This is a genomic window from Priestia sp. VA7, assembly GCF_055710015.1.
In genome coordinates this window covers 265,798-288,169 of the sequence record NZ_JBVQPN010000002.1, presented here as the reverse complement: position 1 = coordinate 288,169, position 22,372 = coordinate 265,798, and the positions used below count along the sequence as shown (strand labels likewise).

Here is a 22,372-nt window from a genome sequence, read left to right as displayed (position 1 = left end):
CGGCTCTGTTAAAACAAACGAATAGCTATTGCCAGAAGCTATTCGTTTTTGTTTTATCTATTCTCCTACTCTTTCTTGCGATTCGCCCCTGTGTAAGAACATCTGACAACACTATAGAATTCTTTCGCATTTTCAGCTATGATGATGTCGAACGATGCAGCCAGAATTGTCGAAATAAAACTCAAGAATGATAGGTGATCCAATGATGCAATTAGGTTTAGATTTATCCCAAAAACAACTATTAAAATTGGCCATGACACCTGAATTACGTCAGTCTATCAACATTTTAAATTATTCTACGGCCGATTTAGTTCATTATCTTCATCAGCAAGTCAATGAAAATCCTGTAATTAAACTGTCTGCTGGCGACTCTCAGCAAAAAGATTCATTTGATACTCGAGAACAGCGTTCATATTCAAAAGGTTATACCGATGACGAGTATAATCCGTTTAATTATATATCTGATCAAACTGTGACATTAGAGAGTCATTTATTAGAGCAACTGTCTATGCTAAATCATTTACACACACACCAAAAACACATCGTTCAATTTCTAATTGGAAACTTAAATAAAAACGGCTTTTTAGCAATTGAGCCAAAATTGGCAGCCGAACTGCTGAATGTTTCAATTAACGAAGTCAACGATATGATTCACGTTTTACAAAGCTTTGATCCGATTGGCGTGGGCGCTCAAAATTTTGTCGATTCACTGCTTATTCAAATTAAGGCCAAAAAGTCAAAGCCTCCTCTTTTATACGACGTGGTAAAACACGATATTGAAGATATTGCCAACAAAAAATATCGGAACATTTCAAAAAAATACTCTATTTCGATGCGTGAAGTACAAGAAATTGTTGACTGCTTGCGGACATTAAATCCTCGTCCAGCAGGAGATTTCCATGTCCCGCTTACGAAGTACATCTCTCCTGATGTAACGGTACAAAAAGTTGACGGTCGCTATCATCTTATTCTTCATAGCGAGCTGCTTCCGCCCATCGAAATTAACGGCACCTACCAAAAGCTGGTTCATCGCTCTGCATGCGTAACAACCGATCGATACGTACAGGAAAAAATTCATGAAGCTACTTGGCTAATCAATAGTATTGAGCAGCGTAATGCGACGATTTACAACGTGTCCAAAGCCATTGTGGAACATCAGCAAGATTTTTTTGAAATGGGTATTTCGGGGCTAAAGCCGCTTACCTTAAAAGATATTGCTCAAAAAATAGACTGTCACGAATCAACGGTAAGTCGTGCGACTAACGGAAAGTATATTCAAACGCCACGCGGGCTGTTTGAGTTAAAATACTTTTTCACCAATTCTTTAGAGCGAACTGATGGCGAACAAAGCAATTCTACTGCCTTTATAAAAGAAAAAATCAAAACATTAATTGCCGAAGAAAATAAATTAAAACCTCTTTCAGATCAAAAACTCATGTCTCTTCTTTCCAGCGAAGGAATTCAAATTTCAAGAAGAACAGTAGCTAAATACCGTGAAGAAGCAGGAATTGAAAGTTCTTCTAAGCGGCGACGATTTTAATATTGCTTATTCTAAATTACAGCTTTATCCCTACTAAAAAGAACCCGTTGATTTTACTCAACGGGTTCTTTTTATCGGTTTCCAATAAATAAAAGCCATATGATATTGATACGTATATTCATATGTGCCATTTATTTTCTTTGCATACTGTAAAATAATCTTCTCAGTTTCTAACTTGTCAATATCTTTAGAAAGCACCTTTGTCGAGTTCTTCTTGATGAGATCTTCGTACGTCTCATAGGTTACCGTTTTGGTTATAGGAACCAGCTTACAATCTGCGTAAATACCCAGTTCATATAAAATATTTAGTAAGTCAATATATTCCTTACGGCGCCATTTAATCTCGTACCCAAGCTTTCTATGTAACTCTACGTAGTGAGGCTTTTCTGGACCCGTTGACATGCCTATAACCGCCAAACGATTAGCCGAATCATTCATATTTAAGAGACCATCGACAATATTATGCATACGGTAAAAACAGTTTATTCCTACTACGGCATCGTAGTTATCTGTTAGACGCTCATACTCCCATTTACCTTCTATGAACTTTAGATTAGAGCGGGCATCTGATTGCCTTTGTAAGTAGCGAATAATGCTTGGCGAACAATCCATACACGTAAGTTCTTTTACATAATCAGCAATCGAAAACGTATAATTTCCCCAGCCAGGGCCAATTTCCATAACAGAGTCATTTGGATTCAAAAAAGCAAGGAGTTCTTGTTGAAGCTGTTTTACTACAGGGTCATTTACTGAATTAAAAGACATTTTCTCTAAATACTGCTGCCAAAATTCATCTTCAGCTCGGTCGTTTATCATCCGTTCCGATATTGAACCGTCCCATTCTTTCAGTCCTTCTTGCCACTTTTTTACACGATCACTTTCATATACCGAAAATTTTGTAAGCTGCATGCCTTCACGTTCCCCTCTTTTATACGTAAACCTATACTATCATAAAGAAAAAGAGAGTTCCTTTTTAAACTGGAACTCTCTTTTTATATTAGTTAAATTATGCTGCTGCCTCTTCCTCTGTGTGATGCTTCTCTTTTCTGGCATTGATATAAAACATTATCAATGAAAGAGTGATGAAGATTGCTGCAAAGATTCCAAGTACGCCAGCCTGATGCCATACATAGCCGAAATCATCACCAATTGAAATGATTTCACGGAAACCGCGAATTGCATAGGTCATAGGCAAGTACGGATTAATTGCCTGGAAGAATTCCGGCACAAGTGCTTTAGGGAATGTACCTGCACTGCCGCCAATTTGAAGCAACAGAATAATGAAGGCTAAATACTGCCCTACTTTTCCTAACCCTGTTGTTAAGAACAAGATAAGTGTAAAGAACGTCACACCTGTAATCATGGTAAAGATATAGAAGTGCCAAATGCTTGTTACGTTTAAATGCAAGCCCCATAGAAGAGCTGTAACAGCAATCGCTGCCTGCAGCATACCTACAATAGTGATGACACTAAACTTACTTAGGAACCACGAAATGCCTGATGTCGGTCGAATTGATGGCTCTTTCATTGGATATACCGCTGAAAACATTAACGTTCCCGCAAACAAGCCAATACATAAGATGTATGGAGCTAATCCGACACCGTACTTATCTACGTTGTTTTGTTTATCTGATTTTAAATCCGTCGGATTTGAAAACATGCTATATGTTTTATCATCCGCTTTAACATCTTTTGCATCTTTTGCACCATCTGCTAAAGATGAATGAAGTTCGCTTGTTCCATCTGATAATTTAGATGAACCATCATATAGTCTGGACGAACCGTTTGTTAACTCTTTAGAACCATTTGCTAATTTGGTTGCCCCGTTTTCTAGCTGTGTTAAACCATTTGCTAGCGCTGCGCTTCCTTGTTCAGACTTCTTAAGTCCATCCACAATTTGCTGCTGCCCGTCAGCAAGCTTTCCAGCTCCTGTATGAGCGTCAGCAATACCGCTGTTTAGCTCTGCAAATTTGCTGTTGAACTGCTTTTCTCCGTCTGCTAGTTTAACAGCACCGTTATATACTTTCGTTTGTCCATCGTACAGCTGACTTTGTCCATCAGCAATTTTATTAATAGCGCTTTGAATATCTTCTCCGCCTTTAGAAAGCTTTTGAAGCGCTGCTGATAATTCTTGCACTTTATCTACTTTTGCTTTTAGCTGCTCTGCTTTTTGCTGCTGTTCATCCATAAACTGCTGAGACGTGAGTTTTTTAATTCCTGCAATCAGCGTTTGTTTTTGCTCATCAGGAATGGACTCATTGCTGTTAATGCTGTCAATGAGAGCTTGCTGCTGCTGTTCAAACTCTGCTTTTTTTGAATCGACCTGCTGTTTAATCTGTGTAATTTCCTGTTCCGCTTGATTAATTTGCTGCGTAACGCTGCTCACTTCAGCGTCCACTTGATTTAAGCCGCTTGTGAACTGCGGAAGCTTTCCTTGAAGTGTCTGAGTTCCATCATTAAGCTGTTTGGTTGCACTTTGTAACTTTGACAATCCATCTCGAACACCAACAGCTCCAGTTTCTAATTGACTAGAAGCGCTATATAATTGACTGCTTCCACTCTCTAGCTTCCCTAAACCGCTGTTTAGGCTGCCTAAGTTTTCATTAATTGTGTCCGCACCGTTTAAGAGCTTAGCTGCACCTGCATTTAAATCTGTTGCTCCTTTTCTTGCATCCGTTAACCCACTTGCCAATTTAGCTGTACCGTCTTCGAATGTAACCGTGCTGTCTGCTAATTTTTTCATGTTATCTCGCAGCGTTTTCGAGCCATTTTCTAGCTCTCCTGCACCGTCACTTGCTTTTTGAAGACCGTCCGCTACTTGTTTAAAGCTGTCAAATACCGTTTCAGCATACTGCTTTGTGACTGCTTCTTTAATTTGATCATTGATTTTAGCCACTGCATTTGAGCTAATTTGAGCGCCTGAATAGTTCTTTCCGGCATTTGTATGGTAGATAAATTTCATTTTTTTAGGATCTTTATCCATTAATGTTGTTGCATTTTTGGAGAAATTTTTTGGAATTTCTAAAACTAAATAGTAGTCCTCATTTTTTAAGCCTTCTAACGCTTTTTCTTTGTTCGTAAATTCCCAGTCAAATTTATCGTTTTTCTTTAAATCATCAACAAAATCACGACCGACATTCAATTTCTTTCCATCTAATGTAGCACCTTTATCTTCATTTACCACTGCAACTGGAATTTGATCTGTTTTTCCATATGGATCCCAGTAAGCAGATAAAAAGATGACATTATAAAGTAATGGAACAAATAACAATCCGCAAATCACAACAATAGTCATTGGTTTGGAAAAGATTTTTTTCCATTCTCCTTTAATCATATTCATGTTTTTTAGCCTCCAATAATCCTTACTTCCGTCTGACCATTTGACCGAAAAACATTTTCGGTCATTAAGTTCTGATTAATGTTACCATATTCACAAGAATAAGGTCAATCGTTATTCTGTAATTAAAAGCTGATTTTAGCAGAAAGTTTAAAATCAGCTTTTTAAGATAACGTTCACACTAAATATCAAGCTTAAATCATGAGCTTCATTCGCATCGTTCTTAATAAATGCCCGTCAAATTCATCATCAAATTCATCCACAAGCTGGAAACCTTTTGATTGATAGAATGCACGGCCTATTCCGTTTTCCCTTTCTACGTTAATGTAAACAATTTTTAATTCCTTCGAGCGCTTCATTCCTTTTTCTAACAATTGCGAACCGATTCCTTTTCCTTGATAAGCAGGCAGTATATAGATAGATCCTAGTTCTATTTCCCCTCTGTTTTGTAGTCGGAAAAAGTTAGCGTACCCTACGATTTTCTCATCAATAGTTGCTACATAAATGAACGAGTTGCGCAAGCGCCACAGCATCCTTTTATTGGAGTATGCTTCTGAAAGAAACCGATTCTGAACGCTCCTAGGAATAATTCCTTCATATGTATCGTACCAGCTCATCTTTGCGACGTATTGAACAGACGTAATATCTTCTTTTCTCATTTTGCGAATGATTACCTCCACTCACATCCCTCCTGACAATTTGCTGCTAAAATCGTACATAATTTCACCTGAAAAATATAGTTATAAATATATATTTTTAATTGTAACGCTCTAGAAGCATTGATTGATTTTAGAACCTTATGTATAATCGAGATAGATACAAATTGAAAATGATTATCATTAACAGGAGTGCTGAATGATGAATTTAACTACCGTGAGTATTGGCGACAAAGTAAAAGTTAAAAACATTGAATTTTTAGACAGATCATTAGAACGCCGCCTTCTTTCTTTTGGAGTAAAAAAAGGCTGTGAACTATGCATGAAGCAAAAAACCATCTTAGGAGGACCTTGTATTATTGAATGTCAAGGTCAAATGATTAGCATCCGAAAACGCGATGCAGCTAAAATTGAGGTTGAGACAGCATGAGTACAATTGCACTTTTAGGAAATCCAAACACAGGAAAAACTTCTTTATTCAATATATTAACAGATTCCTATGAATACGTTGGAAACTGGAGCGGTGTAACCGTTGAAAAGAAAGTTGGCTCTATTAAAAAGCAAAACAGCCAGCTGGTTGATTTGCCGGGTGTGTATGATTTTACTCCGCTTTCTTCAGATGAAGCAGTGGTAACTAACTTTTTGTTAACCGGAGAATTTAACAGTATGCTGAATATTATAGACGCTTCTCAGTTTGAAAGAAGCATGCACCTCACTATTCAAGCATTGGAATATGGAAAGCCATTAGTAATCGGCTTAAATATGATTGATGTAGCGGAAAAACGTGGATTAACTTTTCATTTGGAAAAGCTTAGCAAATCATTACATATTCCGGTTTCTGCAATTATTGCCCGCAATGGAAAAGGAATTAATGAGCTTCTCTCCACTTTGAAGCAAGATTTAAAAGCCCCTTCATTTCAATTAAATTACGGGGAAACCGCTGAACAAGCAATTCATATGATTCAAACAAAAGCGGATGTAAGCAGATGGATTGCCATTCAATTTTTAGCGGAAAATAGCGTAATCGAATCAACGTTAAAAGAAAAAACGAGTTACTCAGAGCTGCTTGAGCTTCGAAAAGCGGCTGTACAAAAATTAACCAAGCCGCTTAGCGAGCATTTCTTCGACGTGCGTACAGCATTTATCGAGCACATTTCCAGCGAGTGTATCATAAAGGGCAGCGGAACACCTCTAACCTTCACAGATCGAATCGATCGAATTGTGACGCATAAGTGGCTTGGTCTCCCTATTTTTCTTGGCTTAATGTATTTGATTTTTAATATTACGTTTACTTGGATTGGCGTTCCTCTTTCTGATAAACTGGACGGTTTTTTTGGCGGAACGCTTAGTAAAGGTGCTGATTCTCTTCTAAATGCAGCTGGTGCTGCTCCATTTATTCATGATTTAATTGTGGACGGCATCATCGCAGGCGTAGGCGGCGTATTAGTATTTGTACCACAAATCTTTGTCCTGTTCTTTTTCATTTCACTGCTTGAAGATTCAGGATACATGGCTCGAATTGCTGTAGTAATGGATCGTATCATGGAATTTTTCGGTTTGAACGGAAAAGCATTTATTCCGATGATTATTAGCTTTGGATGTAACGTACCGGGGATCATGGCCGCACGTACAATTGAACAGCGAAAAGAGCGTCTTATGACCATTTTAGTAAATCCATTTATGAGCTGCTCAGCACGCCTTCCTGTATACGCTTTGTTTGTAGGTGCGTTTTTTGTGCAAAACGGAGCAGCTGTGGTGTTTTCTATGTACTTGCTTGGCATTATTTTAGCACTTGTTGTAACGAAAATTTTATCAGTAACGCTTCTTAAAGACGAACAATCAACTTTTATTGTTGAACTTCCTCCTTACCGCGTACCTCAAGCTAAGACTCTTTGGAGAAGCACGTGGGAAAAAGGCCGAAATTTCGTCCGAAAAGCAGGTACGGTTATTTTAGCTGGCTCTGTATTTATCTGGCTATCATCTTACGCTGGCCCTGGCGGTTTTGGAGTAGATATGGAAAATAGCTTTATGGCTATTATTGGAGGTGCTATCGCTCCGCTATTTATCCCTTTAGGTTTTGCGACATGGCAAGCTGTAGCATCACTGATTACAGGCTTCCTAGCAAAAGAAGTGGTTGTTTCGACTATGAGCATCATTTATAAAGTACAAGAAGGACAGCTTGGCGACACAATGAAGACATTCTTTACACCGCTAACAGCCTGTACGTTTATGGTGTTTGTTCTTCTTTATGTTCCGTGTCTAGCAACCGTCGCTGTTATTCGACGAGAAACCGGCTCATTGAAATGGACAGCATTTGCTGTGGCCTACCCTTTGATTGTCGCTTATCTCGTAGCTTTGCTTGTACACACTATTGGAAAAGTACTTGGTTTTTCTTAAAAGGAGTGAATAACATTGATTATTAACATTTTAATTGGGGTTTTAATATTTGGATATGCCCTTTATCATATGACAAAATTCTTCCGCAAGAGTACTCAGGGAAAATGTGCAAGCTGCGCACAGCAATCTTCTTGTGCAACGGATGATTGCGGTATTGACTGGGATAAAACGATTCAAGAGGCTCAAAATCAATCATCTTAATACATTAAAAAAGCATCCTAATAGATGGGATGCTTTTTTAATGTTACGCAACTAGTTTTAAAATGAGATGAGAAAGGACTTCCTTTTCCTCTTCACTGCTGACTTTCCATAATTCATGAAGGACTTTTTCTTCTCGGTTTCGAGGCTCCTCATTTTTGGCTAAATAGCTAGCCACTTTTTTTGTAGCAGCTGCTAATTGTTCCTCATTTAACCCGAGTTTTTTACCGACATGGACTTTTTGAGTTAAATAATCAGTAAACGTATCAAAATTCTGCAAAATTGCTTCTTTTTTCTCCGTCCCTAAATTATCTACCGTTTCTTCAATTTTATTCATGTCTTTTGTAGTTCCTTCATTCATTTGACTCACAGTTAACATCTCCTTCTTAGTGAATAGACTGGTATGTTCTTTCACGCTCAGCTTCTGGCTTTTCGTCCGGCGTCATCTTTTCCTTACTTATTTCAGAAGTTGCATCTTTCACTTTTTCACCAATTTGCTGTAAATCACTTTTAGCATCTTCTACCGTCGATTTTGCATCATGCGTAACGCTTTTCACATCTTCTGCTTGCTTAAAGAAATCTTCATTTACACGCTCGTACAAATGTTTGGCATCATTAATTGCATCTTTTAAGAGATTCGATGCGTTTTTCATTTGTTGCACCATTTTTTCTTTTGTTTCTTGAGGGTTCTCTTTTACTTGATTAATCATGTTTGCAGAAGAGTCCTTTAATGTAACGGCTCTTCTTTTAACAGATGAGCGAGTTTTATTATCAAGTAATGTTATACATCCACCCACAACTGCCCCGACAACAACACCTTTTACTAGCTTGCTGCTGCAGCTTTTTCCCGTGCTAACAGCAGTGCTATTAGCTGTCTGTGGATTGTTATTGATTCCTACGTCGTTGTTAATGCCTGCGCTGTTGCTTAAAGCAGGGTTTTGTAATTCAGATCGGCTTCTTTCCATTTTTACTGCCTCCTTTAGCATTGTTATTGAGTGATTTCCCATCTTTTTTTATATTTAAACAATTAAACACAAAAAACATGACTAAAGGCCACCTTTTTGCTCCCACTAGTCAAGAATAACTATGTATTAAAAAAGCTCCCTTTTTTAACGGAAAAGCGCAAGCCGGATTTTTGTAAAAGGATTGTCAGCACCGGTATAATAAGAAGTACTTTAAAATAAATTTTATACTATTGGTTATAGGGGTGAAGCAATTGAGCCAGCTTAATAAGGAATTTAACTGTGAAAAAGAATTAACGCTTGCTATTATCGGTGGAAAATGGAAGATGCTGATACTATGGCATTTAGGACGTGAAGGAACAAAACGGTTCGGGGAACTAAAATCGCTTATCCCTGATATTACGCCGCGCATGCTGGTTAATCAGCTGCGGGAACTGGAAGAAGATCTAATTGTTAACCGTAAAGTTTATCCTGTCGTACCACCTAAAGTCGAATACTCACTTACAAAAGAAGGAGAAAGTTTAATGCCCATTTTGACAGCCATGTACGATTGGGGTAAAAATTACCGTGATACAGTGCTGATCAATCAAGAACAAAAGGCGGAAACGTTGATTAAATGATGGAAACTACTCCTTCTATTCCATAGTTTTTATTTTTTTATGCGGATGATGTTACTCAACATCATCCGCATTTTTAATGAAGATTAAGCGGTTACAAGACTGATATGTCCATTAGTATACTTCTGTATACTATCATTCCCCACACTATTTGTGGGAAAAGTGCGTACTTTTAAGAACCTCAAACTGCGGGTACAATAACTACACCAGCTGCTTTATATGTAAAAAAGCACAAAAGGTATTTATACATTTCTGTAAGGAGTGGAGTAGAATGGAATTACAATTAGCATTAGATCTTGTTAATATCTCTCAAGCAAAAGAGGTAGTAAAAGAAGTTGAAGAACATATTGATATCGTGGAAATCGGTACGCCCGTTGTAATCAATGAAGGGCTTCGCGCCGTTAAAGAAATTAAAGAAGCATTTCCTAATTTAAAAGTATTAGCTGACCTAAAAATTATGGATGCAGCTGGCTATGAAGTACAGCAAGCTTCTCAAGCTGGAGCAGACATCATTACCATCTTAGGTGTTGCTGAAGATATGTCAATTAAAGGTGCAGTTGAAGAAGCCAAAAAACAAGGTAAAAAAATTCTAGTCGATATGATTGGGGTAAAAGATATTAAAGGACGCGCAAAAGAGCTAGACGAATTTGGCGTTGACTATATCTGTGTACACACAGGATACGACCTTCAAGCTGTTGGCCAAAACTCTTTTGAAGATTTAGTAACAATCAAAAGCGTTGTAAAAAATGCAAAAACAGCCGTTGCTGGCGGAATTAAATTAGAATCTTTACCTGAAGTAGTAAAAGCACAGCCTGATCTTGTTATCGTTGGCGGAGGCATCACGAGCCAAGACGATAAAAAATCAGTTGCTTCTCAAATGAAAGAGCTTATTACAAATTAAGGAGCTTTCTATGCAGACGAGCGAACATTTAAAAACAGTTATGAATGAGCTTTTACAAACAACAGCTCTAATCGCTGACGATGAAGCTGAGCAGCTTGTAAATGGCATCATCTCATCTAAAAAAGTGTTTGTCACTGGAGCAGGCCGTTCAGGTCTTATGGGCAAGTCGTTTGCTATGCGTATGATGCATATGGGCATTGATGCTTATGTCATTGGAGAAACCGTAACGTCCACTTTCACGCAGGATGATTTATTAATCATCGGATCAGGTTCTGGCGAGACGAAGAGCTTGATTCCTATCGCTCAAAAAGCAAAAGAACTTGGAGGAAAAGTTGGAGTAGTCACAATTTCTCCCGACTCCACGCTTGGCAAGCTGGCTGACTTTATCGTGAAGCTGCCTGGTGCTCCTAAGGATCAAGAACAAAGCAGTTATCAAACAGTGCAGCCTATGGCATCATTGTTTGAACAAACGCTTCTTCTCTTCTACGATGCGCTGATTCTTCGCTTCATGGAGAAGAAAGAACTTGATACCCATACAATGTACGGAAAGCATGCAAATTTAGAATAAAAAAAGGTCTTGCTCTAGGCAAGACCTTTTTTGTTTTGAAACTTTCTATTTCACCAAATATTTATTTATCGCATAACTAAATGTACTTTATCGTTAACTTTTTTTAAAAATTCTATTCGAATTTTGTTGCATCTCCATAAAACGGCTGTTCTGCAACTTTAATCGAGTCTGTTGGGCAACCTTCGTACGCTTCCATCATCTCATCTTGCTGATGTTCAGGAACCTCTTTTGTTCCTTCATTGTTATCTAACACTGCATAAGCAAGACCTTCTGAATCATAATCATAAAGATCTGGTGCGCTCCCTCCACATGCTCCGCAAGCAATACATGTTTCCTTATCTACTATCGTAAAAATCATAAAAAAACCTCCTTTACCTTTTCGCTTTCTCGTTCAGAAAGTTACGTTCAGTATAAGAAGGTTTTTTTAAATTTGTCTTAAATTATTTACTTGGATTCTCCGATATTCTCAAACATTTCATCTACATTTGGCTTTTTCTTAAGTAATCCTGACTCTTTTAACCAGTCCACATTTGACTGCCATGATTCTTTCGTTTGACTGCCAAATCCTTGTTCAGACTTCATTTTCGGAAGTAAAATATTTAAACTTTTTGTTTCCACGTCTTTTTCAAGAGGGAAGTTTGATTTATCTTGGTTATCTAATAGAATTTGAAGTGATTCTTTTGGATGTTTCTCTGTATACTCATACCCTTTTGTCGCGGCACGCCAAAACGCTTTAATCGTATCAGAATCTTTTGCCCACGTTTGATCCCCAGTAACTGCCACTAGCTCGTAATAAGATGGCACGCCGTAATCTGAAGGATCAATATCAACCGTTTTATATCCTTTTTTATGAAGTAATGGTACTTCATGATTAATATATGCCCCTATTACGGCATCTACTTTTTTACTAATCAGCGATGAATTTAACTCAAATCCTACGTCTACTAGTTTTACTTTATTCGGATCTCCTCCATCGCTTTTCACCATTTTCTTTAGAACAGATTCACTTAATGGTGTTCCGCTGTAGCCTACTACTTTTCCTTCTAAATCTTTAGGACGCTTAATACCGCTATCTTTCAATGCCACAACTCGGTTTAGCGGAGATCTTACAATCGCTCCTACCGACTTTACCGGCACATCTTCGTTTGCTCGTGCCATTGCTACATCAGGCTGATAATAAAGGCCGAGCGTAACTTTCCCCGCAGCTGCTAAATTAAGCGAGTCTGTTGGATTAGCAGGAAACTGTACTTTTACATTCAGCCCTTCTTTTTTGAAATATCCTTTTTCTTGTGCAGCGTAAATGAAGCTGTGCACTGCATTTGGATACCAATCAAGCATAATTGTAACGTCTTTTAATTTTTTACTGTCACCAGCTTTATTTTCCTTGTTCTGACCACAAGCAGCGAGCATCAAAACAAGCATCAGGCTTAAGCCAATTACAAACCATTTTTTCATTCTGTTTTCCTCCACTTTAATGAACGTTTTTCAAAACCTGCTACAATAATAAAGAATAAAATACCAAGCGCAGATAAAATTACAATTGGTGCAAATACACCAGCTGCATCAAACTGTGTCATCATGCGACGACTGAAATATCCTAAGCCTGCTTGTGCACCTAACCATTCGCCAATGGCAGCACCTATTATACTAAAGGTAACCGCTACTTTGAGCCCTGAATAAAAATGAGGCAGTGCAGAAGGAATGTTCAACTTAAAGAAAATATCTTTTTTTGTTGCTCCCATCGTTAACATGAGTTCTTTTAACTCTTTGTTTGTGGAACGAAGCCCGTCAAACGTGCTAACGGTAATGGGAAAAAACGTAATTAATACGGTCACAATCACTTTGCTCCAAATGGAGTAGCCAAACCAGAGAACAAATACAGGAGCAATGGCAATGGTCGGGATCATTTGTGACGCAATAATAAGCGGATAGAAAGCACGCTCAATAAGCGGGCTCCAATTCATCCACACGGCCAGCAGAACCCCTAGCACAACGGATATAACCAGCCCAATTACGACAATAGATAACGTAGCTGGTAAATGCTTAAACAATAAATCCATTCGCAAATCCCAAAGCTTCGTTAAAATACCGGTGGGCGTTGGTAAAATAAACGGATAGTTTACAATGCGTGCTCCAATTTCCCAAGCAGCCAGTAAAATGACTACTAATATCACTGAAGCTCCGTACTTTTTCATGTGTTCACCTTCGATCTAAGCTGTTCAATTAAGTAATCTTTTACGTCAAGCACACGCTGTTGATTCAAATCTTTTTGCGTTCGAGGTCTGCTAAGCGGCACCTGAATCTCTTCAAGATGACTTACCGGCTTGTCTGAAAAGATAAAAATACGATCTGATAAAAAAAGCGCTTCGTTTACGTCATGAGTGATAAATAAGATGGTGTGCTTACGCTTTTGCCATTGTTCAAGCAGCCATTCTTGCATCGACAAACGCGTAATGGCATCAAGCGCACTAAAAGGCTCATCTAAAAGCAGCACGTTAGAACCGCTTAATACCGTTCGCAGAAAAGAAACACGCTGCTTCATCCCTCCAGATAAATCACTTGGAAAACGATTTTCATACCCTTTTAAACCAAACTCTTCGAGCAGCTGAGATACTTGCCTATGAGCACTTGCTTTTGACACATTGTGAAGCTCAAGCGGCAGCGCTGCATTGTCTAAAATCGTGCGCCACGGAAGAAGCAAATCTTGCTGCGGCATGTAGCCTACTTTTCCAAGCCGTTTTTCATAAGACTGTCCGTTAATCACGATATCGCCTTCACTCTGCTGTTCAAGACCTGTAATGAGACGAAACAACGTACTTTTCCCAGAACCGCTCGCTCCAACGATACTGACAAACTCGCCTTCTTTCACATCTAAGTTTAATGATGTTAAAATCGGTTGATCACCGTTTTTGTACGTAAAACTGACGTTTTGAAAAGATAACACAGACTTATTCATGAATTGGCCACATCGCTTCGTTATAAGCCATATCCCAGAACATATATTCAAAACGCGTTGTATTTAAGAAAATTTCTTCGAGCTTTTCTAATTCCGCTTCTGATTTGTCTTCAGTAAGTGAGTCGAATAAATTAATACACCATGTCGCTAGTTCTCCAAATTCTTCTGAGCTGTACATTTCAATCCACTCACGATAAAATTCATTGTTAGCTCCAGGCTTTTCACTGAGTTCTTTTCCTATTTCCCAGTAGCTCCACATACAAGGCAAAAGAGCCGCCACTAATTCAGCTAATGTTCCGCTTTGACCAACGTGCAGCATATAGTGTGTGTATGCAAGCGTTGTAGGAGATGGCTGCGCTTTTTCTAATTCTTTTTCGCTGATTTCAATTTTCTTGGCATACTCACGGTGCAGGCTCATTTCTTCGTTTAATGTAGAATCCAAAAGTGCAGCAAATTTCCCCATCGTTTGAAGATCGGTAGCTTTCATGGCTCCAATCGCAAATAATTTGGCATAATCAATTAGGTAAAGGTAATCTTGAATCATGTAAAAGCGAAACTTCTCCTTTTCAAGCGTTCCGTCTCCCATTCCCTGTACAAAGGGATGATTATGATTTTGACGCCAAATAGGCTGCAGCTTTTCGTATAATCGCTCACTAAATTTCATGATGATCACTCCTTATGCGTATGCAGCCACGTATAAATGAACTGCACCATCACTTTTGTATATTGAATAAGCTGATTCATATCTAATTGTTCATTCACAGCATGTGCATTTGCTAAATTCCCCGGACCGTAAATAGCCGCCGGAATCCCCGCATCAGCTAGCCAACCGCCATCTGTTACGCTAGTTGACACATCGATTGGAGGCTTTTTCCCTTCAATTTGTTCATGAGTATTTGCAAGCAGCTGTACTCCAGCATGATTTTCATCAATTTCTAATGACGGGAAGATTTCTCCTCTGTCTTCAATCATTGATGTGCCTCCCCATTCAAAGGTTGGCAGGTTATCTTTTAACCATGGATCTGCTTTTGCAATAGCTAAAATGTATTCTTCCACTTCTTTTGATACTTGGTCGTATGATTCATTGGGATAATAGTGAACGGTGATCCACAGCCTGCATTCATCTGCAATAAACGCAGCATGCCTTCCCCCTTCGATTACTGCTGGATTAATCGTATTTGTTCCCGGCAAAAATCCTGGATAGCTTTTTGTAACAGCCCAGTGGCGCTCCAATTCTTGCAGCCCTCCGATCACTTTTGCCATCTTTTCAATAGCACTCGCAGCTAACAGCCCTCCTCCAGCATGAATCATACTTCGGCGTGTACCGTCATGGTAGGTTTTACTGCTTTTTATCGTAATCCATCCCGTGATCACTCCGCCTTGACCTTGAATATGTAAATCACTCGTATCAGCAACAAGCGCAAAGTCAGCTGTATATCCTTTCTGACAGCATTGCAGCGTACCTGCCTCTCCCACTTCTTCTCCTACAACGGATTCAAAAATCAAGTCTCCCGGCAGTTCGATTCCTGCTTCTGTTAGAAGCTGAACTGCAAATAATGCTCCTGCCAAGCCGCCTTTCATATCAGCAACTCCGCGTCCGATTATCATGTTGTCTTTTACCACAGCTTCAAACGGATTTGTCTCCCACTTTTCATTTTCTTGTACCTCAGCTACATCCATATGCCCGTTAATAATTAAGCTTTGATAGTCAGCTGATTTTTTCCCTTTTAACGTGCCCACTACAATAGGATCGTTGCAATATAAATCCCACATATCGATGGAAAAACCGCATTTTTTAAGGAAATCCGCTACGTAGCGCTGCGCTTCATGAGAATTCCGTGCAGGAGGCGCCGGCGTTTTATATGAAACAAGCGTTTTTAATAACTGGACTAGCTCCCCTTTGCGCTCCTCTACCTGTTTGACAAGCAAATCAATTGTTTCTTCCATGTATGACACCTTCCTTTACGCATAAAAAAACACTTCTTTCGCAGGAAAGAAGTGTTTTTGTTTATATACAAAAAATTATTATAACGAGTTCGTAAGGAAATACCATACAAAACATCCATTACAATACCTCTTTCCTACGCTAGTATTACCTAGTTCAGGTTATAAGGGTTAAGACTTCTCGTCTCTCTCAGCTTAGAAAGCACCCCTAGTGGCGTTGTATCTCTATAAAATTAAACGATTATCATATGTTTACCTGTAATAGTTTTATCATAGTAAAGCGTTTTATTCAATAGAAAGGTTCATTATTCAGCAATGAAAATAGTTTCCTTTTTAGGAAAACAAAAAGCACACACCTTTTCAAGCAGTGTGTGCTCTTTACTTTTATAAGCTTACTAGTTAGCTATCGGCTTCTTTAAAAATACATCGTTTTTCCATTCAGACAGGAAGAAGCGCAAGTTTTTGCCCCGGTCTCACTAACGAAAGCAGCTCATGATCTTCTTCTATCACATACCCAATCACATTCACATTAGCATTTGCAGGCAAATTTGTTTTAGCTATTTGAACCTCTCCTCTGTAACGTCCGTAGCCATCATTGTCCATTGTAATTGCTCCCATTCTGCGTTCTACTGTATGAAATGGCGGCACTGGTTTTACAGATCGAGTATCAACTAAACGCAGAACGTCTCTTGATACATCCGGACGCACGCTGTACGTTCCCTCTATATGAGGTGAACGAATGCGCAGCGGAATAATGCGGCTTTCTTGATATTGAACCAAACGCTTTAATAAACTTGAACCGGCGCATGGATCTCCAATATAAACCTCTGCTACTCCGCATCCGTATAAATCTACTGCAGAAGTAAAAGGACATCTATTACGGTCTTTTTCTCTAGTAGGAAGACCTTGATAAACAGGGCCTCTTTTTTCGTCTTTTCCAGGAATATAAGCGCAGACTGGAATACGAAGTTCATTAAATAAATCTGTCTGCTGTTGAAAAAACGTTTCTTCAAGCCCTGTTTCAGGCCGCGGATAAAAATTATGCCATGCAAGCAGCTGATGATGATGAAGACCTGCAGATAAGAGTGCTTCAATTTCTTGTTTGGATAACGTACTTGCATTAACAGCAATATAAAATTCATTCGCAAGCGAAAGAGTTTCTTCTGCGCTAAAGCCATCGTCTAGTCTAATACCAGATACGCCAAGTGAAGATAGCGACATAAGGCTTTCAATACCTAAATGAACTGGCGTATGCTTAGATACGTCTGCATACACGCTTATTCCACAATCTCTAGCCACATGAAGCAATTCTTTTGCCCGTTCAGCCAAATCTCCTTTTTCTTCTGGAATGTGAAGCGAAGTGAATGCACGTGTGACGCCGCACTCACTCGCTTCTATTAATTTTTTGGGGGCATCACTATCATTTAAATAAAACGAAATGCCAATCATCCAAACTCCCTCGCCATTTCATCGTTAAATCCAAAGAAATAGGTACAAATAAAGCCTGCTGCGTAAGCAATAACTAATCCAAGTAAATAAAGAAGAATTTGATGCGCATGAACTAAAAACGTAAGCGGTAAACCTGATACTCCCACTGCTACAGTTGCAATATGGAAGTGCGCCTGAAACGCTCCGCCGATTCCAGCTCCAAGACAAGCGGTTAAGAATGGCCGCCCTAAAGGAAGTGTGACTCCAAAAATAAGCGGCTCTCCGATTCCGAGCAGTCCTGAAGGAAGTGCGCCTCCAATTGCTCGCTTTAAACGTTTTTTCTTTGTTTTGATATAAATAGCAAAAGCTGCACCGACCTGACCGGCTCCGCCCATTGCTAGGATAGGAAGAAGCGGATCATCTCCAACTGAATTGATAAGCTCTAAATGAACAGGAGTAAGACCTTGATGCAGTCCTGTAATGACGAGCGGCAAGAATGTTGCTCCTAACACAAAGCCTGCTACAACTCCTCCAATCTCTAAAACTCCTAAAAGACCTTTTGTGATTCCGTCTGAAATCAAGCCGCCGATTGGCATGAATACTACATACGTAATAATGCCTGTAATTAATACCGTAACGGTTGGTGTAATAATAATATCCAGTGACTGAGGGACAAATTTGCGTACTCGTTTTTCTAACATGGCCATAAAGATTGCTGCAAGCAAGACTCCTATTAAGCCACCCCGTCCCGGCAAAAGTGCTTCACCGAAAAGTTTAATATCAGCTACGGCAGGATTAATGACTAAAATACCCGCTAAGCCCCCTAGAGCCGGTGAACCACCAAATTCTTTTGCGGCATTAATACCTACTAAAATACCAAGATAAGCAAATAAGCCGCTTCCGATAACCGTTAATAGAATAGCAATCTGTGAATCTGCAGGAAGCCACTTCGCTTGAACTGCTGCTTTTGTCACTCCGGTGATAAGTCCAGATGCTACAAGAGCAGGTATTAACGGAATAAAAATACTTGCAATTCGGCGAAGCAAAAGCTTAAACGGAGTTGCATTTTTTTCTTTCAGCTCTGATTTCCGCTGAGCCGCACGATTTTCTAAATTAATACCGCCGGATTCATCAATTAACTTTCCGAATTCCTCTGTTACTTTGTTTACTTTTCCAGGACCAATAATAATTTGAAGCGTTTCTTCTTCCACTAATCCGAGCACGCCTTCAAGTTTTCGTATATCCGTCTTTTTTACAATTGAATCATCTTTTACCGTCACACGCAGCCGCGTCATACAATGCGTATACGCTTCAATATTGGATGCTCCCCCAAGCATCTCCAAAGCAGCCTTTGCTAATTGATGATTATCTAAAGACATGTTAATCCCCCTTTGTATTTTCCTCTTAGATGGATACGGTACTGAGGAAACAGACCACAAAATCCCCTTTTTGTAATCGCTTTCTTTTTTTATTTCTTACCTTTCAAAAACTGAATGGCATCTCTTGTTTTGTCAATATACTCAATCGTTTGGTCATACTGCTGCGCTGCAATACTTAAAAATAACACATCAATCACGTAAAGCTGGGCTAAACGAGACGATGTAGCTGCGCTTCGAAACGGCGCTTCTTGAGAATAAGACGTATACAAACAAATATCAGCTAAAGACGAAACGGTGGACTGTCCGTACTTGGTTAAGCTAATCGTCTTTACTCCGCGGTTTTTAGCTAAAGATAAGACGTTGCTTACTTCAGGAGTCTCCCCTGAAAAAGAAATACCCACAACTACATCGTCTTTACTTGCATTTGCGATGAGTGTAGCTGCTAAATGGCTATCTGCAAAAGCCGTGGCATTTTTATTAATTCGAAGAAATTTTTGCTGCGCATCTATAGCAATAATATGTGAAGCACCGATTCCAAAAAAATGAATGTTTTTGGCTTCAATCAGCGCCAAAACAGCCCGCTCTGCTTCTTTATAATTCACAAGCTCGGCCGTATCACTTAGACTTTGAATGCTGTTGCTTGCCGTTTTTTTGACAATAGATTGAATCGTTTCATTTGTTTCAATATCGCGGTATCCTTGCTCCGTATCTCTGGCTAAATCACCGGCTACTCTTACCTTTAATTCTTGAAACCCGCTAACCCCGATAGATTTGCACAAACGAATAACAGCAGCACTGCTCGCATTCGCTAGTCTACCTAATTCTCCAGCCGTACTGTTTACCACAGTATGCGGGTTGTTTAAAATATATTCAGCAATTTTCCTCTCCGAATCAGGAAGCTTAGCCACCGTGTTTTTAATCATTGTTAATCCGCCTGTTGACATCGTTTCTCTCCTTTATATACGTAATGTTCAATCGCTTTTCTCACATAACCGTCCGCATTATTCAGTAACATCTTCGCGGTGTCATAATTTTCATTTGTTTTGATCATAACCACTGCTGTTTTTACCTCATTATTTGCTTCTTCAAGCGTTTGACTTGCTTGCTCATAAGAAACACCTGTAATTTTACAAATAATACCTATTGCTCGTTCTTTAAGCTTTTCATTACTCACATGAACATCTATCATTAAGTTTTCATACGCTTTTCCTACTTTGATCATAGCCGCTGTAGAAATCATGTTGAGAATCATTTTATGAGCGCTTGCTGCTTTTAACCTTGTGGAACCTGTTAGCACTTCCGGCCCTACTACCACCTCAATACTATGGTCCGCTTCTTTTCCAATAAGAGAATTACCATTGCAAGACAGCGCCACCGTTTTAGCTTTTACAGATTTTGCATATCTTAATGCACCAATCACATAAGGAGTGCGTCCGCTTGCAGCACTTCCAATGACTGTGTCTCGTTCATTCAAATAAATTTTTTGTAAATCTGCTGCTCCCAATTCTTCTTTATCTTCAGCACCTTCAACTGCTTTAACAAATGCTTTTTCTCCTCCAGCCATCAATCCCTGTACCTGATCAGGATTGGTACTGAAAGTAGGCGGGCATTCAACAGCATCCAATACTCCCAGTCGTCCGCTTGTTCCTGCGCCTACATAAATAAGCCGGCCTTTCTTTTGAAACGATTCACTTACAAATTCAACTGCCACCTCTACGTCTGGAAGTACTTTTTGTACAGCCAGCGCCACTTTTTGATCTTCTGTATTCATTATGTTTAAAATTTCTTTTGTACTAGCTGTATCGATCTTCATTGTCTGTTCGTTTTGGGACTCTGTTGTTAATAACGTAAGCTGTTCATTCATCTTTTCGGCTTCTTTTTCATCATGTAGTGAAGTTATGGTTATTATAATTTGTTTAAAATATAATTTCAATAATTATTTTATTTTTTAAAATTATATTTTATAATTAACATAAAAAAGACTTCAGGCATATAGCTGAAATCTTTTTTATGTCTATTTATGATTGTTGAGCAAATGTTAACAGATACTCATCTTGCATTAAAACTTCGTAATCTTGTTCACCATTTCTTACGACGTGTACAGGGACTGTTTTTGCCGGAAGTAATTCAACTGGCTCACGATAACGTTTTGCTACTCCGTCAATAAGTTCGTTTACTAACTGCTCGTTACTCAACTCACCCGCCTGATATTTTTCTGCAAGTGGTGTCATGACTTCTGCTAATACACTTGCATCGTTAAATCCTTGAATTTCGACTTGTACGACGTACGCATCATCTTCATCACTATACGCTGCATCTTTAATGGTATATTTTGTAGATGAAAGAGCTTTTAGAAACGCGCTGCTTACTTCGTTTAACTGCTCGTCGGTTATATTTGAGCTCAATGATGATAAGGCACCTTTAAAATTCGTTTCAAAAAACTCTACAAACGAACTCTTTTGGAACTCCCCTTTTTCTTTCACCTGTTTCTTATCTTGCTGATTCGGATGTTTAGCAACAAATTGATCTGTATTTTGATAAACAGTTGCTTGAATTAAAGCATCCACATATTGTTCCGCTTCCTTCGCATAAGCAGCTTGCTTTTCTTTATTTGGTGTTTCGGTGCTGCTATCTGTAGAAGCAGCAGCGGCTTTTGCTTCCACTTTTGGTTTTGTTACATTGTCTAATTGATTGTATGTATACGTATACGTTTGCTTAGAATTTGAGTTTTCTGTTTTTCCGTCTACTTTAACTGAATACGACTGATTTTTTACTACTTTCTTTATTTGCTTCGTTTCTTTATCAATTGTCACAACAAGCGAAAAATCTTTTCCTTTAACTTGGTCAAGGTCTACAGCGGTATCGCTGCCTTGATTTGTTATTTTATAATAAGCTTTAGCATCACCTGCTACAATTTTTTGCTTTTTGCCTTTGTCTCCGTTAAATGTTAATACATACTCTTTGTCTTTTTCAGTGACGTCAAATTCATCTGGAAGATTTTTATCATATTTTTGATAGTAGCGTATTGGATTTTGTTGAAGCTCCCTAGCGTTATTGATTAAAGCCGTAACGTACTTTTTTTCTTCTCCCTGTACTTTTGTGCTTTCTTCTCCAGCCACAGCTAACGTTTCATCACCGTCATGATACATCTTCAATTCTTCGCCGTTCATTTTTGTGTTAATGTAACCTGCTTTACTTTTAAAATCAAACTCTTGTACTCCGTTTACTTGGTAATCAGAGGACCCTTCTTCTTTTCCAGTGACCTTCACTTGAACATTTTTCACCTTTTCTTGTGCTTCTTTCACGTCACCCGTTAATTCCTCTGAAGACGGCATCCCACATGCCGAAAGCAATAGAGCGAATGATAGTGCTAAGCTGGTATTCATTATTTTTTTCATGTAAGAACTCCTTTTTAAATATTTTTCCAAAAATAAGAATCTATGTACTTAGTAAATACACATTTTTACCATTTACAAAACCCAACTTTAT

23 protein-coding genes and 1 riboswitch are annotated in these 22,372 nt (G+C 38.8%); of the genes, 7 read left to right on the top strand and 16 right to left on the bottom strand.

What is annotated here, in order from left to right:
- Positions 1 to 202: 202 nt before the first annotated feature.
- Positions 203 to 1,540: an RNA polymerase factor sigma-54 gene (gene rpoN, locus AC0C45_RS08025; protein ID WP_234943481.1), complete on the top strand. Its 1,338-nt coding sequence runs from the start codon at positions 203 to 205 to the stop codon at positions 1,538 to 1,540.
- A 57-nt stretch (positions 1,541 to 1,597) separates the two neighbouring features.
- Here rpoN and AC0C45_RS08020 read toward each other — a convergent pair whose 3' ends face one another.
- The 3 genes from AC0C45_RS08020 to AC0C45_RS08010 all read right to left on the bottom strand — a co-directional run bounded on the left by AC0C45_RS08020 (position 1,598) and on the right by AC0C45_RS08010 (position 5,557).
- Complete coding sequence (locus AC0C45_RS08020) at positions 1,598 to 2,449, bottom strand: class I SAM-dependent methyltransferase (protein ID WP_047932343.1); 852 nt, start codon at positions 2,447 to 2,449, stop codon at positions 1,598 to 1,600.
- Between the two features lie 97 nt (positions 2,450 to 2,546).
- Positions 2,547 to 4,880, bottom strand: a complete 2,334-nt coding sequence (locus tag AC0C45_RS08015; RefSeq protein WP_472928024.1) for a YhgE/Pip family protein — start codon at positions 4,878 to 4,880, stop codon at positions 2,547 to 2,549.
- Between the two features lie 191 nt (positions 4,881 to 5,071).
- Positions 5,072 to 5,557 (bottom strand): GNAT family N-acetyltransferase, encoded by a 486-nt coding sequence (locus tag AC0C45_RS08010; protein WP_237893546.1) that lies wholly within the window; start codon positions 5,555 to 5,557, stop codon positions 5,072 to 5,074.
- Between the two features lie 175 nt (positions 5,558 to 5,732).
- On the opposite strand from AC0C45_RS08010, the gene AC0C45_RS08005 reads away from it, so the two are divergent.
- Genes AC0C45_RS08005 through AC0C45_RS07995 form a run of 3 tightly spaced genes read left to right on the top strand, consistent with a single transcriptional unit; the run spans position 5,733 to position 8,131 of the window.
- Complete coding sequence (locus AC0C45_RS08005; protein WP_013055605.1) at positions 5,733 to 5,963, top strand: FeoA family protein; 231 nt, start codon at positions 5,733 to 5,735, stop codon at positions 5,961 to 5,963.
- The gene (feoB, locus tag AC0C45_RS08000; RefSeq protein ID WP_472928023.1) at positions 5,960 to 7,930 is read left to right on the top strand and encodes a ferrous iron transport protein B; all 1,971 of its coding nucleotides are present in this window, start codon (positions 5,960 to 5,962) and stop codon (positions 7,928 to 7,930) included. Before AC0C45_RS08005 ends, feoB begins: the two co-directional genes overlap by 4 nt.
- A 15-nt stretch (positions 7,931 to 7,945) precedes the next feature.
- Positions 7,946 to 8,131 (top strand): FeoB-associated Cys-rich membrane protein, encoded by a 186-nt coding sequence (locus AC0C45_RS07995; protein WP_013081918.1) that lies wholly within the window; start codon positions 7,946 to 7,948, stop codon positions 8,129 to 8,131.
- A 43-nt stretch (positions 8,132 to 8,174) separates the two neighbouring features.
- On the opposite strand, the gene AC0C45_RS07990 is transcribed toward AC0C45_RS07995, so the two are convergent.
- Together AC0C45_RS07990 and AC0C45_RS07985 are read right to left on the bottom strand one after the other, a co-directional pair.
- Positions 8,175 to 8,498, bottom strand: coding sequence for a DUF3243 domain-containing protein (locus tag AC0C45_RS07990; protein ID WP_013081917.1), 324 nt, complete (start codon positions 8,496 to 8,498; stop codon positions 8,175 to 8,177).
- A 16-nt stretch (positions 8,499 to 8,514) separates the two neighbouring features.
- Complete coding sequence (locus AC0C45_RS07985; RefSeq protein WP_047932346.1) at positions 8,515 to 9,093, bottom strand: hypothetical protein; 579 nt, start codon at positions 9,091 to 9,093, stop codon at positions 8,515 to 8,517.
- Positions 9,094 to 9,344: 251 nt separating this feature from the next.
- Between AC0C45_RS07985 and AC0C45_RS07980 the strand changes: the two genes are divergently transcribed.
- The 3 genes from AC0C45_RS07980 (at position 9,345) to hxlB (ending at position 11,176) form a co-directional block, all read left to right on the top strand.
- A complete protein-coding gene (locus tag AC0C45_RS07980; RefSeq protein WP_013055600.1) occupies positions 9,345 to 9,710 on the top strand; it encodes a winged helix-turn-helix transcriptional regulator in 366 nt (121 codons plus the stop codon).
- Between the two features lie 268 nt (positions 9,711 to 9,978).
- Complete coding sequence (gene hxlA, locus AC0C45_RS07975) at positions 9,979 to 10,608, top strand: 3-hexulose-6-phosphate synthase (protein WP_013055599.1); 630 nt, start codon at positions 9,979 to 9,981, stop codon at positions 10,606 to 10,608.
- 10 nt (positions 10,609 to 10,618) lie between these two features.
- Entirely contained in the window at positions 10,619 to 11,176 is a 558-nt protein-coding gene (gene hxlB / locus AC0C45_RS07970) for a 6-phospho-3-hexuloisomerase (RefSeq protein WP_013055598.1), read from the top strand.
- 112 nt (positions 11,177 to 11,288) lie between these two features.
- Here hxlB and AC0C45_RS07965 read toward each other — a convergent pair whose 3' ends face one another.
- The 11 genes from AC0C45_RS07965 to AC0C45_RS07915 all read right to left on the bottom strand — a co-directional run bounded on the left by AC0C45_RS07965 (position 11,289) and on the right by AC0C45_RS07915 (position 22,281).
- Positions 11,289 to 11,534 carry a ferredoxin gene (locus tag AC0C45_RS07965; protein WP_047932348.1) on the bottom strand — a complete coding sequence of 82 codons (246 nt, stop codon included), beginning with the start codon at positions 11,532 to 11,534 and terminating at the stop codon, positions 11,289 to 11,291.
- 86 nt (positions 11,535 to 11,620) lie between these two features.
- On the bottom strand, positions 11,621 to 12,631 hold the full coding sequence (locus AC0C45_RS07960; protein ID WP_472928022.1) for an ABC transporter substrate-binding protein: 1,011 nt from the start codon (positions 12,629 to 12,631) through the stop codon (positions 11,621 to 11,623).
- Positions 12,628 to 13,371, bottom strand: a complete 744-nt coding sequence (locus tag AC0C45_RS07955) for an ABC transporter permease (protein WP_013081912.1) — start codon at positions 13,369 to 13,371, stop codon at positions 12,628 to 12,630. Before AC0C45_RS07955 ends, AC0C45_RS07960 begins: the two co-directional genes overlap by 4 nt.
- Positions 13,368 to 14,132: an ABC transporter ATP-binding protein gene (locus AC0C45_RS07950; protein WP_013081911.1), complete on the bottom strand. Its 765-nt coding sequence runs from the start codon at positions 14,130 to 14,132 to the stop codon at positions 13,368 to 13,370. The genes AC0C45_RS07955 and AC0C45_RS07950 overlap by 4 nt, the downstream gene beginning before the upstream one ends.
- Entirely contained in the window at positions 14,125 to 14,796 is a 672-nt protein-coding gene (gene tenA, locus AC0C45_RS07945) for a thiaminase II (protein WP_171777653.1), read from the bottom strand. The genes AC0C45_RS07950 and tenA overlap by 8 nt, the downstream gene beginning before the upstream one ends.
- Before the next feature lie 5 nt (positions 14,797 to 14,801).
- Positions 14,802 to 16,079: an acetylornithine deacetylase gene (locus tag AC0C45_RS07940; RefSeq protein ID WP_472928021.1), complete on the bottom strand. Its 1,278-nt coding sequence runs from the start codon at positions 16,077 to 16,079 to the stop codon at positions 14,802 to 14,804.
- 114 nt (positions 16,080 to 16,193) lie between these two features.
- Positions 16,194 to 16,296, bottom strand: a riboswitch (TPP riboswitch).
- Between the two features lie 218 nt (positions 16,297 to 16,514).
- Positions 16,515 to 17,525 carry a MupG family TIM beta-alpha barrel fold protein gene (locus AC0C45_RS07935; protein WP_171777654.1) on the bottom strand — a complete coding sequence of 337 codons (1,011 nt, stop codon included), beginning with the start codon at positions 17,523 to 17,525 and terminating at the stop codon, positions 16,515 to 16,517.
- Entirely contained in the window at positions 17,522 to 18,883 is a 1,362-nt protein-coding gene (locus AC0C45_RS07930) for a PTS transporter subunit EIIC (RefSeq protein ID WP_472928020.1), read from the bottom strand. Before AC0C45_RS07930 ends, AC0C45_RS07935 begins: the two co-directional genes overlap by 4 nt.
- 89 nt (positions 18,884 to 18,972) lie before the next feature.
- The gene (locus tag AC0C45_RS07925; protein ID WP_034654100.1) at positions 18,973 to 19,827 is read right to left on the bottom strand and encodes a MurR/RpiR family transcriptional regulator; all 855 of its coding nucleotides are present in this window, start codon (positions 19,825 to 19,827) and stop codon (positions 18,973 to 18,975) included.
- Positions 19,809 to 20,747 (bottom strand): N-acetylmuramic acid 6-phosphate etherase, encoded by a 939-nt coding sequence (gene murQ, locus AC0C45_RS07920; protein WP_472797283.1) that lies wholly within the window; start codon positions 20,745 to 20,747, stop codon positions 19,809 to 19,811. The genes AC0C45_RS07925 and murQ overlap by 19 nt, the downstream gene beginning before the upstream one ends.
- Positions 20,748 to 20,901: 154 nt before the next feature.
- Positions 20,902 to 22,281, bottom strand: a complete 1,380-nt coding sequence (locus tag AC0C45_RS07915) for a DUF6612 family protein (RefSeq protein WP_472928019.1) — start codon at positions 22,279 to 22,281, stop codon at positions 20,902 to 20,904.
- Positions 22,282 to 22,372 lie beyond the last annotated feature (91 nt).

Excerpts from the sequence above, each read along its gene's own strand:
- AC0C45_RS07950 (WP_013081911.1), bottom strand. The coding sequence starts at position 14,132 with ATGAATAAGTCTGTGTTATCTTTTCAAAACGTCAGTTTTACGTACAAA.
- AC0C45_RS08005 (WP_013055605.1), top strand. The coding sequence starts at position 5,733 with ATGATGAATTTAACTACCGTGAGTATTGGCGACAAAGTAAAAGTTAAA.
- AC0C45_RS07940 (WP_472928021.1), bottom strand. The coding sequence starts at position 16,079 with ATGGAAGAAACAATTGATTTGCTTGTCAAACAGGTAGAGGAGCGCAAA.
- AC0C45_RS07935 (WP_171777654.1), bottom strand. The coding sequence starts at position 17,525 with ATGATTGGCATTTCGTTTTATTTAAATGATAGTGATGCCCCCAAAAAA.
- tenA (WP_171777653.1), bottom strand. The coding sequence starts at position 14,796 with ATGAAATTTAGTGAGCGATTATACGAAAAGCTGCAGCCTATTTGGCGT.
- AC0C45_RS07930 (WP_472928020.1), bottom strand. The coding sequence starts at position 18,883 with ATGTCTTTAGATAATCATCAATTAGCAAAGGCTGCTTTGGAGATGCTT.
- AC0C45_RS08015 (WP_472928024.1), bottom strand. The coding sequence starts at position 4,880 with ATGAATATGATTAAAGGAGAATGGAAAAAAATCTTTTCCAAACCAATG.
- AC0C45_RS07965 (WP_047932348.1), bottom strand. The coding sequence starts at position 11,534 with ATGATTTTTACGATAGTAGATAAGGAAACATGTATTGCTTGCGGAGCA.
- murQ (WP_472797283.1), bottom strand. The coding sequence starts at position 20,747 with ATGAATGAACAGCTTACGTTATTAACAACAGAGTCCCAAAACGAACAG.
- AC0C45_RS07960 (WP_472928022.1), bottom strand. The coding sequence starts at position 12,631 with ATGAAAAAATGGTTTGTAATTGGCTTAAGCCTGATGCTTGTTTTGATG.
- hxlA (WP_013055599.1), top strand. The coding sequence starts at position 9,979 with ATGGAATTACAATTAGCATTAGATCTTGTTAATATCTCTCAAGCAAAA.
- AC0C45_RS07925 (WP_034654100.1), bottom strand. The coding sequence starts at position 19,827 with ATGTCAACAGGCGGATTAACAATGATTAAAAACACGGTGGCTAAGCTT.
- feoB (WP_472928023.1), top strand. The coding sequence starts at position 5,960 with ATGAGTACAATTGCACTTTTAGGAAATCCAAACACAGGAAAAACTTCT.
- rpoN (WP_234943481.1), top strand. The coding sequence starts at position 203 with ATGATGCAATTAGGTTTAGATTTATCCCAAAAACAACTATTAAAATTG.
- AC0C45_RS07915 (WP_472928019.1), bottom strand. The coding sequence starts at position 22,281 with ATGAAAAAAATAATGAATACCAGCTTAGCACTATCATTCGCTCTATTG.
- AC0C45_RS08020 (WP_047932343.1), bottom strand. The coding sequence starts at position 2,449 with ATGCAGCTTACAAAATTTTCGGTATATGAAAGTGATCGTGTAAAAAAG.
- AC0C45_RS07985 (WP_047932346.1), bottom strand. The coding sequence starts at position 9,093 with ATGGAAAGAAGCCGATCTGAATTACAAAACCCTGCTTTAAGCAACAGC.
- AC0C45_RS07955 (WP_013081912.1), bottom strand. The coding sequence starts at position 13,371 with ATGAAAAAGTACGGAGCTTCAGTGATATTAGTAGTCATTTTACTGGCT.
- hxlB (WP_013055598.1), top strand. The coding sequence starts at position 10,619 with ATGCAGACGAGCGAACATTTAAAAACAGTTATGAATGAGCTTTTACAA.